10 protein-coding genes and 1 pseudogene are annotated in these 12,047 nt (G+C 67.3%); 5 read left to right on the forward strand and 6 right to left on the reverse strand.

Annotated elements, in window-relative coordinates; translation table 11 throughout:
* Window positions 1–58 precede the first annotated feature (58 nt).
* Complete coding sequence (locus ACAG26_RS12800) at window positions 59–874, forward strand: inositol monophosphatase (protein WP_370482751.1); 816 nt, start codon at window positions 59–61, stop codon at window positions 872–874.
* Here ACAG26_RS12800 and ACAG26_RS12805 read toward each other — a convergent pair whose 3' ends face one another.
* Together ACAG26_RS12805 and ACAG26_RS12810 are read right to left on the reverse strand one after the other, a co-directional pair.
* Complete coding sequence (locus ACAG26_RS12805) at window positions 875–1,948, reverse strand: aldo/keto reductase (protein ID WP_370482677.1); 1,074 nt, start codon at window positions 1,946–1,948, stop codon at window positions 875–877. It abuts the gene before it with no gap.
* On the reverse strand, window positions 1,941–3,458 hold the full coding sequence (locus ACAG26_RS12810; protein WP_370482679.1) for a threonine/serine exporter ThrE family protein: 1,518 nt from the start codon (window positions 3,456–3,458) through the stop codon (window positions 1,941–1,943). Before ACAG26_RS12810 ends, ACAG26_RS12805 begins: the two co-directional genes overlap by 8 nt.
* A 225-nt stretch (window positions 3,459–3,683) precedes the next feature.
* Here ACAG26_RS12810 and ACAG26_RS12815 point away from each other — a divergent pair, with 225 nt between their 5' ends.
* Complete coding sequence (locus ACAG26_RS12815; RefSeq protein WP_071019960.1) at window positions 3,684–3,869, forward strand: hypothetical protein; 186 nt, start codon at window positions 3,684–3,686, stop codon at window positions 3,867–3,869.
* A 47-nt stretch (window positions 3,870–3,916) separates the two neighbouring features.
* Here the strand turns inward: ACAG26_RS12815 and ACAG26_RS12820 are convergent.
* Window positions 3,917–6,220 (reverse strand): annotated as a pseudogene (locus tag ACAG26_RS12820) (GH92 family glycosyl hydrolase); the annotation flags it as partial.
* A gap of 145 nt (window positions 6,221–6,365) precedes the next feature.
* On the opposite strand from ACAG26_RS12820, the gene ACAG26_RS12825 reads away from it, so the two are divergent.
* Window positions 6,366–8,375: a glycoside hydrolase family 172 protein gene (locus ACAG26_RS12825; protein ID WP_370482753.1), complete on the forward strand. Its 2,010-nt coding sequence runs from the start codon at window positions 6,366–6,368 to the stop codon at window positions 8,373–8,375.
* A 42-nt stretch (window positions 8,376–8,417) separates the two neighbouring features.
* Here ACAG26_RS12825 and ACAG26_RS12830 read toward each other — a convergent pair whose 3' ends face one another.
* Window positions 8,418–9,044 carry an FKBP-type peptidyl-prolyl cis-trans isomerase gene (locus tag ACAG26_RS12830; RefSeq protein ID WP_370482684.1) on the reverse strand — a complete coding sequence of 209 codons (627 nt, stop codon included), beginning with the start codon at window positions 9,042–9,044 and terminating at the stop codon, window positions 8,418–8,420.
* 105 nt (window positions 9,045–9,149) lie between these two features.
* On the opposite strand from ACAG26_RS12830, the gene ACAG26_RS12835 reads away from it, so the two are divergent.
* Entirely contained in the window at window positions 9,150–9,803 is a 654-nt protein-coding gene (locus ACAG26_RS12835) for a hypothetical protein (RefSeq protein WP_370482690.1), read from the forward strand.
* Window positions 9,800–10,402: an RES family NAD+ phosphorylase gene (locus tag ACAG26_RS12840; RefSeq protein WP_370482692.1), complete on the forward strand. Its 603-nt coding sequence runs from the start codon at window positions 9,800–9,802 to the stop codon at window positions 10,400–10,402. Before ACAG26_RS12835 ends, ACAG26_RS12840 begins: the two co-directional genes overlap by 4 nt.
* 19 nt (window positions 10,403–10,421) lie before the next feature.
* Here ACAG26_RS12840 and ACAG26_RS12845 read toward each other — a convergent pair whose 3' ends face one another.
* Both ACAG26_RS12845 and ACAG26_RS12850 read right to left on the reverse strand, forming a co-directional pair.
* The gene (locus ACAG26_RS12845; protein WP_370482696.1) at window positions 10,422–10,928 is read right to left on the reverse strand and encodes a hypothetical protein; all 507 of its coding nucleotides are present in this window, start codon (window positions 10,926–10,928) and stop codon (window positions 10,422–10,424) included.
* 110 nt (window positions 10,929–11,038) lie between these two features.
* Complete coding sequence (locus ACAG26_RS12850) at window positions 11,039–11,734, reverse strand: cutinase family protein (RefSeq protein ID WP_370482698.1); 696 nt, start codon at window positions 11,732–11,734, stop codon at window positions 11,039–11,041.
* Window positions 11,735–12,047 lie beyond the last annotated feature (313 nt).

Raw genomic sequence — 12,047 nt, forward strand, 5'->3', positions numbered from 1 at the left:
GCTCTCGCGCGTTTGCCAACGTGTTGGGGTGCCACTGGAAGTGAGGCCAGCCTGTCGCATGAAAACTAATCACGGACATCTCGAAATAGCCTGGCAAGCAACAGAAACTGGGGCAAAAACCCTTGCGACGTCGCAGCCGGGTACGGTGCGTCACAAGGGTGATCGAGACACCGTTACCGACATCGACCTCGCGATTCAGCGCGATATTGCCGAGCACCTCGCACGGGCCACACCCGATATCCCATTGCTGGCCGAGGAATCTGAACACCAGCCCGACATCACGACGACAGAATGGCTTTGGGTTCTCGATCCGATCGACGGGACATCCAATTTCGTCCACGGATTACCGTTGTGCGCGGTGTCCCTTGCGTTGCTGCACCGCGGCCGCACCGTGGTCGCGGTGACCAATGCGCCGTTGCTCGGCCGCATCTACCACGCCGTCGACGGCGGCGGCGCGTTCCGCAACGGCGAACCCATCACCACCAGCAGTACCGACAACCTCAGTGACGCCATCGTGTCGTTGGGCGATTACGCCGTCGGTGCCGACGCGGCCGCGCTGAACGAGCGTCGGCTCGCGATTACCACCGAACTGGTGCCCCGCGTCGAACGGATCCGCATGGTCGGGGCGGCAACGCTTGACCTCGCGTTCGTCGCCGAAGGATCGCTGGACGCGTGCGTCATGATGTCCAACAAGCCCTGGGACACCGCCGCGGGAACACTCATCGCCCGTGAAGCCGGCGCACATGTCACCGACGCCTGCGGCAACGCCCATACTCACCAATCCGCGTCGACGGTCGCCGCCGCACCGGCCATCGTCGACCAGTTGGGTGCTGTGCTCAACACCGCCGGGGCGTTGGCCGCCGAGCCGGTCTGACTACAGGTCGGAGCTGGAGCGCCAGAGGTCGTCAACGCCGGATTCGGTTGCGTACTGATCGATCTCGGTTAGTTCCTCGGAGGTGAACTCGAGGTGGTCCAGCGCCCCGAGGTTTTCTTCCAGTTGCGCCACGCTGGATGCGCCGACCAGGGTCGACGCCACCGTCGGGTCGCGCAGCACCCAGGCCAGCGCCAGCTGCGCGAGGGTTTGGCCGCGCTTCTTTGCGATTCGCTGCAAGGCCTGCAAGCGTTTCCGCACCGTGTCGGTCACCAGCTTGTGATCGAAGGTGGGTCGGTCGGTGGCCCGGACGATCTCCTCGGTCGGCGTGTCGACATAGCGGTCGGTGAGCAGGCCCTGGGCCAGGGCCACGAACGTGATCGCGCCCATCCCGGCGGTGCTCAGCGCATCGGTCAAGCCGCCCTCGATCCAGCGGTTCAACATCGAATAGGACGGTTGGTGGATCACCAGCGGTGTGCCGAGCTGTTTGGCGATCGCGGCGGCTTCCGCGGTGTTGGTCGCGGAGTACGAGGAGATACCGACGTAGCGTGCCTTGCCGGCCCGTACCGCGGTGTCGAGCGCTCCGATCGTCTCCGCGAGCGGGGTGCGCGGATCGACCCGGTGCGAGTAGAAGATGTCGAGATAGTCCAGCCCGAGCCGACTGAGTGACTCATCGAGGCTGGACAGCAGGTAGGTGCGGCCACCGAGCTGACCGTAGGGTCCGGGCCACATGTCCCAGCCGGCCTTACTCGAGATCAGCAGTTCGTGGCGATACGGCTTGAAATCATGCCGCAGCATCCGGCCGAAGTTTTCCTCGGCGGAGCCGTACGGCGGTCCGTAGTTGTTGGCGAGATCGAAATGCGTGATGCCGCGGTCGAACGCGTAGCGCAGCACCTCACGCTGGGTGTCGAACGGGCGGTTATCTCCGAAGTTGTACCAGAGGCCGAGGGACAGCGCCGGCAGCAGCAGGCCGGACTCGCCGACCCGGCGGTAGGGCATGTGGTCATAGCGAGTCGACGCCGCGACCCACGGGTCATGGGTGAAGGGAACGCTTTTAATCAATGGCTTTTCAGTCATGCCTTTTCACCGTAGCGGGTTGGTTGGTTGATTCCGCTGCTATCCGCGGGTGCCGCCGGCGGGGGCGAAATGTGCGGCTAGCACTAGTCGTTGGGCGCCGCGGCCGGATTCCGGCAAGTTGCGGCATGCGGTGCTGACCGAGTAGGTGGCGCCGGGAACCGCCTCGAGGCCGGCGGCGGTAACGGGCCAGTTCGCGCCGGACCGAGGGCGCCAGCAGCGGCCCGAGCACCACGCCCGCGCCGAGCGCCAGCGCCGTCCCGGCCGCCAGCATGAGCCAGTTGCCCCCGGCGGTGGCCTGCCCGTTGACCAGGTGGACGAACCCGCGGTATAGCGTCATCCCCGGGACCAGCGGCACGATGCCGGCCATCGCGATCACCAACAGTGGAACCCGCACCCGGCGCGCGCCGATCGCCCCGCCCAGACCGATCGCGGCGGCGGCCACGAATGAGCTGGTGATTTGGTCAACCCCGGCGATCCGCAGTCCGAAGAACAGCAGCGCGCCGGTTGCTCCTGCCGCACCGGCCGCCAACGCCGCCCGCACCGGTGCGTAGCTGGAGACCGCCGAGGCGGCGGCACCGACCGCGCCCGCCAGCACGCGCACCGGGACGCCGAGCGGTCCGACCGGCACGTCGGGGCTGACACTGACATCGACACCGGCAGCCACCCCGATGCGGACCGCGATGGTGACACCGACCAAGATGCCCACCGACGACAGCAGGATGTCCATCATCCGCGAGACGGCGGTCAGCTGAAAGCCGGTGATGGCGTCCTGCACGGAGCCCACCGTGGCCAGCCCCGACAGCAGCGCCACGATGTTGGCCGCCACCACCACCGACGGGGCGGTGCCGGCCGGCAGTTGACCGGCGGCGTCGAGCCCGACGGTCACCCCGGTAGCGATGGTGGCGCCGACCACCTGCAAGAACAGCATCGGCAAATGCCAACCGTTGAGGATACGGCCGACGCGGTCGATCAGTGCGGTCGTCACCGCCGCGATCGCGGCCACCAGTAGCCCGGCGCCCAGCAGCATGGAGAAGCTTCCGGCCATCACCCCCAGCGCAACGGTGGACACCCAGCGTGGGTAGGGATGTTGGGCCCGTTCCAGCGCGTTCAACCTGCGCTGCACCCACTCGGGCTCCGGTGTGGTATCGACGACGTGCTGGGCGAGGTCGGTGGTCAGCTGCAGCCGCGTGTAGTCCAGCGACCGCGACTGCGCCAGATACATCGCGGTCACCGGTGCGCCGGCTACCCCGCGCGGCACCGACACCGTGATCGAGTTCGCGGTGATGTCGACGTGGGTGGCGGGAAGCCCGTAGGCGGTGGCCACCGCAGCGACCGTCGCGGCCACATCCGCAGTGCCCGCCTGGCAGGCCAGCAGCAGCTGCCCGAAACGCAACGCGACATCGAGAACCCGCCGCACGCCGGCCTCGTCCATCTCGGCTGGCCGGTGCCGCCGCTGCTGCGGTGTTTCGCTGTCGTCGCGGACCGCCGTCGCCAGTCCTGACCCGCTCATCGCCCTCCTTTCCGGCCAGCGGCCAGCCAAACTCGGTCTATCAGCGGCGTTACCTGCCCCAGGCCGCGCTAAACCCGAATGGGTGGTCCGCCTGCTGGCCGTGCCCACCCGCGTGTACCGTGATGTCCGCGTGTCAGTTACTGTGATCCACATCAACCTGGCGGTAGACTGTGAACCACATCACACTCGGAGGTGTTTGTGAGAAGCGTGAATGGTAAGCCCGTAGTGGTCACACCGCGCACGACCGGAACGATCAGTCCGAGGCGAGTGGTCCTGGCTACCCTGCTGGTCGCGATTTTTGTCAGCGCGATTGTCGGTATCGTCGTGACGACGGCGATGGGACAGACCACCGCCGCGCTCGCGATTGCGCTCGTGACGGCCGCCTTCTTCTGCTCCTTCGCGTTCTGCTGAGCTTGCGGGCCCTCGGCAGCCGGTGGCACCGACGACACCCGTCATCCACCGAACGAGGGTGGCGCGGCGGATTCGGCAGTGCCCCAAACGGTGTTGGCGACGGGGGAGAGCGAGAAGGTGAGCTCACCGCCGGTGCGGATGATCGACTCCGGAAGGGACGTTTGGTCGGTGGCCTCGCCGTCGACGGCCAGCCCGCTGATGTATTTCAGGCCGGTCGGCCCCGACGCGCCCGGCGCGCGGATTTGAATGGCTTGCCCTGCGGGGAGCCTGATTTCGGCGCGATCGAACAGTGGGGTGTTCACGGTGAGGATCGGCGTTCCCGGGGTGCTCGGGTATAGGCCAAGGGCGGCCCAGACATACCAGCTGGACATCGCGCCGAGGTCATCGTTGCCGGGCTCGCCGTTGGGTGTGGGGCCGAACAGCTCGCTGCGGACCCGGTCCACCGTCTGCTGGGTCTTCCACGGTTGGCCGACGTAGTTGTACAGCCACGGCACCCCGAAGTTGGGCTCGTTGCCGATCCACAGATAGGGCTGGTTGGGGCCGGCGTTGAGCTGCGACGTGAAGCGGTCAAGCCGGTCGGCCACGGCTTGGCGGCCGCCGAGCGCGGCGGTCAGGCCGGCGACGTTGTGCGGCACCCACCAGAGGTATTGCTCGGCGTTGCCCTCGTCGAATCCGTCCTGGCCGAAGTCGTCTGACCCGGGTTCCACGAACCCGGGGCCGTCGAGGAAGGTGCCGGCGCCACTGCGGGGTGAAATGTAGCCGGTGGCCGGATTGAACAGGTGCTGCCAGTACTGCGCCCGGTGCTGGAATTCCGCGGCGGTTGCGGTGTCGCCGAGCGAGGCGGCGAACCGGGCGATGGTGAAGTCGTCGACCGACCATTCCAGCGTGATTGAGGCTCCCACGATCGTGTGATCAGTGCTGAATTCGGGTGTCTGCGGCGCGTAGCCATGGGCCAGATAGGTGGCGATTCCCGGCCGCTCCACGTAGCCGTCCCGCCCGACACCGCCCTGGGTTGCCGCGTTCACCATGTAGCGCAATGCCGTTCGGAGGTCGAAGTCCGCACCTCCGAAGGTGTACAGATTCACGATCAGCGGCACCACGTTGTCGCCGGTCATCTCGCCGGTCGCGGAATTTGCCAGCGCCCAGCGCGGATACGATCCGCTCTGCGCGGCGTCGTTCACCAGTGATTGCACCATGTCGCTGGCGTGCTTTGGGAAGAGCAAGGCCTGCAGGGCGGCCAGGCACCGGTAGGTGTCCCAGTCGGAGAAGTTGGCGTACTGGGTGCGCCCGGGGGCCACGGTGTGGATGTTGTGGTCGAACCCGACGTACCGCCCGTCCACATCGTTGAAGGTGTTGGGGTGCAGCAACGCTCGATACAGCGCGGTATAGAAGGTTGTCACGTCGTTGGTATCGGTGCCGGCCACCGCGATCCGCGACAGTGTGGCGTCCCAAACCGTTGATGCCGCGGCGCGCACGTCGTCGAAACTGCGGTCGCCCTCGGCGGCCAGGTTCGCTCGCGCTCCGTCAACGCTGACGTAGGAGAGCGCGGTTCGCACGTCGAGCATCGAGCCGGCCGGGAACTCTACGTAGCCGCCGCCACGGCTGGATTCCACGCTGCGCACGCCGGGGAAGACCGCGTCGCCGTCCCAGGTGCCATATGCGCTGAACGGCTGGCTGAACTTCATGGCGAAGTACACCGTGTAGGCGTTGTTCTTGCCGCAGAATTCGCCGGAGGTGGCCGAGCCGGTGATCGTGGCGTTGTCCGCGCCGATCTGGATCGTCGCCGCGGAGTTGCCCGCCAGCGACCCGCCGGGACGCACGTGAAACAGCGCGGGCCGACCGTTGTCGGGGTAGCGAAACCGGCCGGCGCCCGTGCGGGCGGTGGCGGTCAGTTCCGCGGTCACACCGGTGTCGGGGAACCGCACCGTGTAGTAGCCGGGCACGCCGACCTCGGTGTCGTCGTGGGCGATGCGCTCCCACGCAGCCCAGGGCTGCGAGCCGATCGGGGTCGTGGTGGGCAGCATCGGGATGTCGCCGAACGCGGCGCAGCCCACCGAGGCGTGGGTCATGCTGAATCCGGTGGAGCGCTCGTTGTCGTGGTCGTAGCCGGCGTAGGTGTCGGTGGTGTCCGGCGAGTACTGCACCATGCCGAACGGCACCGAGGCGCCGGGGAAGTTGTTGATCTCGCCCACCGTCTCGCCGCCGGTTCCGGTGCCGATCAGCGTGTCGACGTGGTCCACCGGATCCGGGACGAATCCGGCCTCTTCGGCGTGCGCCACCGGCGGAACCCCCATCGTCATGCAGACGACCGTCGCCGCGATCACCGCAGCGAGGGGACGTCGTGGCCGCATAGCTGTCTTTTACTCCTCCGCCCGGTGCTGGTAGGGGAGTTTCGCCGAGGCCGCCCATCCGTGGAGGGGCGGAAAACCCATTCGACACCGGGGGCGAAAAGTAGCCTGTGTTGCTATGCCGGTGGCGGTGCGGGTGGTTTGCGCGGTGTTCGCCTTGCTGCTGTCGGGCGGTGCCGGTGTTGTGGGCGCAGCCAGTGCCGGTGCCGAGCCCGTCATCGCAGACCCCGGCGCCAGGTTGGTGGGCTGGGACACCTACCGCCGATTGGATCGGTTGCCGTATCTGAGCGCCGACACGCAGTCCCTGCAGGTGTCGAGCTTCGATCGCAGCGGCGGCGATGCCGACATCGCGACCGGGAACCGGAACGGCACCGGCGGATGTTTGGCGGTCGGCGGCGCCGGCTGTGTCATCGCGGAAGACCACGGCGCCGGCGAGGTCGATTCGATCTGGTTCACCCGCGACGGCGGCAAGGTGACAGCCCTCGGAACGATCCGCATCGAACTGGACGGCCAGACAGTGCTCGACGCGCCCCTGCAATCGGTGGTCGACGGTGGGTTGGGTGCGCCGTTCGTGTGGCCGCTGGTGGCCAACGGTGCGCAGTCCCCGGGCGGGGTTTACATCAAGGTACCGATGCCGTACCGGCAAGCGATGCGGATCAGCGTCGCAGCCCATTTGGAGTACTACCACGTCGACTATCGCCAGTTTTCGACTGCCGACGGCGTAGGCACGTTCTCGCCCGCCGACCCCGCGCTCGACGTGATCGCCATCTTCCGCTCCGCGGGAGCGGGCGACCCCAAACCGAGCGCAGCCAGCGCGGCACGTCACCGTGGGGTGGTCGACCTCCCCGCCGGCGCCGGGCTGACGATCGCGGAATCGACCGGATCGGGCACGATCTCGGAGCTGCACCTGCGGCTACCGCCGCCCGCCGATCACCTCCTGGCCGGGCTGCGGCTGCAGATCGAGTTCGACGGCCAGAGCCTGGTCGACTCGCCCCTGGGGGAATTCTTCGGCGCCGGGCTGGGCGCCACCGGCGTGCGATCGCTGATGTTCGGCGCGACACCGCAGCCCGACGGGGCGTTGTCGTTGTCGGAGTGGTGGCCCATGCCTTTTGCCAGCTCCGCCCACGTCGCCCTCGTCAACACCACCGACAGTCCGGTATCGGGGATCGACTGCGATGTGGTGACCGCACCCGACCCCCAGTGGGCGGCCGCGCTCGCCAGCGGTCGGGCCGGCTACTTCACCGCACGGTCGCACGCCGGGCCAACGATCCTCGGTCAGGACTGGCTATTCGCCGATGAACCGGGGCACGGCAAATTCGTGGGTGTCAGCCACACCATCCGCGGTTCGCGGATCAAAACGGCGTTCAGCGACGCCGCCCCCTACTTCCTCGAAGGCGCCGAACGGGTGTACACCGACGGTTCCGCGTCGCCCCAGTGGTACGGAACGGGCACCGAGGACTTCTACGAAGGCGGCTGGTATTTCAAGGGCGGCACGCACTTTAGTGCGCCGCTCACCGGCCAACCCGACCAACGCACGGCGGCCGCCGGATGCGCCGACTACTGCGTCGGCGCCTATCGGCTCATGCTCGCCGACGCCATCGGCTATCACTCCGCCATCCGGTTTGGCATTGAGCACGGCAAACGCAACATGGTGCAACCCGACTACAGCTCAACCGCGTTCCTCTACACGCAACCAAGCGACACCGCCGCCGGCAGCGACGACGTCGACCCCAGCGATCCGGGCAGTCGAGTCCTGCACGGCTACAGCGACGCCGCGGCCACCGATCAACTGTTGAACAGCGAGTACGAGGGGAGCGAGGACACCCGGCCGGTCATCGGGGTGGTCCGCGCCACCACCGCGGCGATCACGTTCGAGGTTGCGGTGGACCCGGACAACCGAGGCATCCTGCTGCGCCGCACGTCGGACCAGGCCATTGGCTACCAGTCGGCCGACGTCGCCATTGACGGCGTACCCAGCGGGAATTGGCTGGAGCCACGCAGCAATACCGTGCACCGGTGGCTGGACGACACCTATCTGGTGCCCGGTGCGCTGTCCGCGGGTAAAGCGCGGGTCACGGTCACGCTCACACCAACGTCGGACTCGCCGCCCTGGACGGCCAGCCGCTACCACGTCGACACACTGACCGCGGAGGGCTAGACCACGCGCCCCCGCGGTCGCGTGGTCGGGCCGTGGAGCGGCTCAATTCGAGGCGCTGAGGATCTTGATCGCGAAAACCAGCGAGTCACCCTTCTGGATCCCGGCGGCGGGCTGACCCTCCGGGTATCCGTCGGCAGAGGCCATGGCGACCGCGACCGTGGACCCGACCTTTTGTCCGGCGATGGCCTTTTGGAAACCGGGCACGACGCGGTTGAGCGGGAAGTCGGCCGGGACACCCCGTTGATAGCTGCTGTCGAACACGGCCCCGTCGCGTCCGTCGACGCCCATGTAGCAGACGGAAACCGTCGCATCGGCCGCCACGACCGGCCCATCACCGGCCCGCAGCGTGTGCACCTGGGTCTCCGCCACGCTGAACGGTGCGTCCACCGTGACTTGCGGCGCAGCCGTATCGGTGGATCCGGTGACCGCGATGCTGCCGGTGTCCCCCGACAGCGTCCAGTCGGCTGCGCTCCCGTCCGGCGGCGCCGCCATTGGGCAGGTGCTGGCCGCCGGTGTCGGCGCGGTGACGGTGGGGGAGGGCGTGCGCGCCGCCGAACTAGCCGAACTAGCCGATGTATGCGCATCGGAGCCGCATGCGGCCAGGGTCATGACGAACGAGGCGGCGCCAGCAGCAAGCGCGACGGACAACGGCACACGAGAGAAGTTCACGCTCGTCACGCTACAGCCGACCGATGGCCGTCCTCGGGCGGCCGGTCGACGCCGCATCGGCCCGCAACCCCGGCCCGGTGCGTAATTCCGTCGTATAATGGCGACATGGTTACGACAGCGGTGGGGCTGGGGGACCTCCTCGGCGAGGTCAACGACGCGACGAAGCTGCTACAGCGTTCCGCGACGGTTCCCGATCGGGTCATCGAGCTGATCGACAGCTTCGAAACCGCGCTGGGAGCCGCCACACCCTTACGCCTGGACGCCGACCCGTATCTCACCGCCGCGTTGTGGGCCGCCGCGTTCCGCGCCGAGAAGGCGCTGCGCCACGACAATGCCGAGCGGCGGCGTCGCGACGTTCGGATCGCGCTTGAGCAGTTCCGCCATGCGCTGCGCGACATCGTCGACAACCAGCCTTACAGCGACGGCGCCCCGGTGCGCGATGTGCTCACCCGGACCGCCGATACCCTGGCGTGCTCGCAGAAGACGCTCGCCGAACTGCTCGGTGTGTCCGTGCGACAACTGCAGCGCTGGCTCGGCCCCGACGGACCCGAACCCGCCGGGGAGGACGCCGCCCGGATCCGCATGATCGGGCAAGTCGTCAACCAGTTGCGTCATTCATTCACCGGACCAGGAACCGTCGCCTGGTTCTTTCGGGCACATCCCGTGCTCGGTCGCCGGCCCGTCGATCTGCTCGACGACCCGCTGCGCTACCCGCAGATCCTCAACGCGGCGACCGCCGCCCGCGCCATGACGGCATGAAATTCACGGCATTCCGCCACGCCGCCTACGACTCGCCCTGGTGGGCCTTCCCGAGTTCGGTGGACGGGCGCTTTCACCGCGCCGGGCAGCAGACCGTGCAATACCTGAGCCTGCACCCCTTGGGGCCGGCGGCCGAGATGCTGCGCCACAACGTGGGGTCCGACGGCGATCCCGACGACGTCATCTTGAACCTGTGGACCGCCGGCGTCGAGGTTAATGACGTGCGGCGCATCGACTTTGACAACTGTCACCGCTGGGGGACCACGGTCGACGAGCTCGTCGGCGAGGACTACGCGGTCACCCAATCCCTGGCCGATGCCGTGCGCGACGGTGGCGCGGCCGCCATGACCGTGCCCTCGGCGGCGCTGCCAGGTACCCACAACCTGATCCTGTTCGGCGTTCGGCTGCTGCAGCCGTACCTGTGGCGACCGTTGTCCGACGAAGAAATCCCGACCGGACATCTCTCCGATCGAGCGTGCGCGCCGGCCGAGGTCGCCGCCCATGTCCGGTGGTACGGAAGCCCGCATGCTGCCGCCGAACAGTGGAAAACGACCGGCAAATACGACCCGTTCGATGACCCGATGGCCACGCGATGGTGACGGGTCGCGGACGACAACTTCAAATCCACACAGAGATGCGCGGATTCGCAGAGCCTTGGCCCGATACCTCTCTTGCGAAGGAGACCGGCGTCTCTAATCCGGCGAGTAGCACCTTGACCGCCGTTGAATCAGCGGTGATGGCAACTATCGTCCCGATGTTGTAGTGCTGCTCGTCGTCCCACCTGATGATGGCGGTACGGCCGATGTGATGAGCAGACAGGTCCTTGGGTTCGACTTCGGCGGACTGCGGCGGCAACGCCGCCGGCTCGGCGCTCGGGTGAACCTGCGGCGGCGCCGGTTCAGCATCCGCTGACCATGCGCGGTCGTCACCGAAGTATTCGGCGTCGTCGCTGCTGTGTCGCAGTCGGCTGAGATCCGATTTCTTTTCCGGCGCGGCAACCCCATCGTCAACCCAGAATTCCCAGCCCGGCGGAGATGGTGGCCAGGCCGGGTCGGGGGTCCACCCCGGCGGTGGCGACCAGCCCTCGGGGGGCTTCGGCCAGTTCGGAGGAGGGTTGTACCGCATCAACAATCACCACCCCAAACAACGAAACTCATCTAATCAACCATAGCTGAATTACGACGCGGCGCAGGCAAAAGGGGCCAGCCGTCGACATGGCCGCGAATATCGATCGCTTACAGCTTGCCGGCGACGAAGTCGGCGGCTTGGTCGGGCATGCCTGCCTGGATGTAGGCACTCGCCAGATGTTGCGGCCAGTTGTTCTCCCAGGTGTTGGGATCGGCCGGGTTACAGACGGGATCCGCACCATGGCACAACTCGATGGTCCGGTCGTTGTAGATCGGGTTGAAATTTGTGATCGGACCCGCCCATTGGCTTCCATTGCCGAACAGGGCGACGGCGGCGACGTGCTGATCGGCGCCGTCCGGGAGGGGACTGTCGAACCCAAACGCCGACATCGGCACCGCAAGCACCACGTCGGTGACCGCCGCGCCCAGCGAGTAGCCACCGAGCACCAACCGGGTGTCCGGACAGTTGTTGACCATGTACTGGATGTGTCGGCTCATGTCGTTGGCGCCGACGTCGACCTCATTGTCGGCCGGGTACTTCACGGCATACACGCCGATGTTCTTACCGCCGGCTTTGGAACGGAGTGCGTTGATGAACGCGTTGCCGAGCGCACCAACCCCGGGCGACTCGAGTCGACCGCGGGCGAAGACAACCTCCGCTTGAGGACAACTCGCTGCGGCAGCCGGCCGCGCGGCCCCGGGTATCGCTGCCGGTAGGGCAGCTGCAGCGAACGTCAGCGCCGCTGCGATCGCAACCGCCGCTAGGCCAACACCAAACGATTTACCGATGCGCACTACCTGCACAGCACGATGTTAGCGAGCCAACCCGCGGGCGTTGACCGTTAGCAGCGTTCCGCGCCCCGACGCATCACGCGGGGCTGGTCGTTCGTACGCTTCGGCCCACGGCCCAGCACGGCATCGAGCGTCTGGCGCACCCGCGCCTTCGCGGGTGCGATCACCGGGAAGTGGATAGGGGTTGGGTTGATCCAGTCCTGGAGTACTGACATAGTTCGTGGTCCTTCATCGACAGTCGGCTCACCCAAGTCGATCGAGCCGAGCAACCACCGACGGCGTCGTCACGGTGGCGAAGAGCTGGGTAGACAGGCAGGTCAGGCCC

Source organism: Mycobacterium sp. pUA109 (genome assembly GCF_041287095.1).
In the GTDB taxonomy this organism is placed as follows: Bacteria; Actinomycetota; Actinomycetes; order Mycobacteriales; family Mycobacteriaceae; genus Mycobacterium.

Bases quoted from the DNA above. Each gene is read 5' to 3' on its own strand.
- ACAG26_RS12800 (WP_370482751.1), top strand. From the start codon at position 59: ATGAAAACTAATCACGGACATCTCGAAATAGCCTGGCAAGCAACAGAA.
- ACAG26_RS12805 (WP_370482677.1), bottom strand. From the start codon at position 1,948: ATGACTGAAAAGCCATTGATTAAAAGCGTTCCCTTCACCCATGACCCG.
- ACAG26_RS12810 (WP_370482679.1), bottom strand. From the start codon at position 3,458: ATGAGCGGGTCAGGACTGGCGACGGCGGTCCGCGACGACAGCGAAACA.
- ACAG26_RS12835 (WP_370482690.1), top strand. From the start codon at position 9,150: ATGGTTACGACAGCGGTGGGGCTGGGGGACCTCCTCGGCGAGGTCAAC.
- ACAG26_RS12840 (WP_370482692.1), top strand. From the start codon at position 9,800: ATGAAATTCACGGCATTCCGCCACGCCGCCTACGACTCGCCCTGGTGG.
- ACAG26_RS12845 (WP_370482696.1), bottom strand. From the start codon at position 10,928: ATGCGGTACAACCCTCCTCCGAACTGGCCGAAGCCCCCCGAGGGCTGG.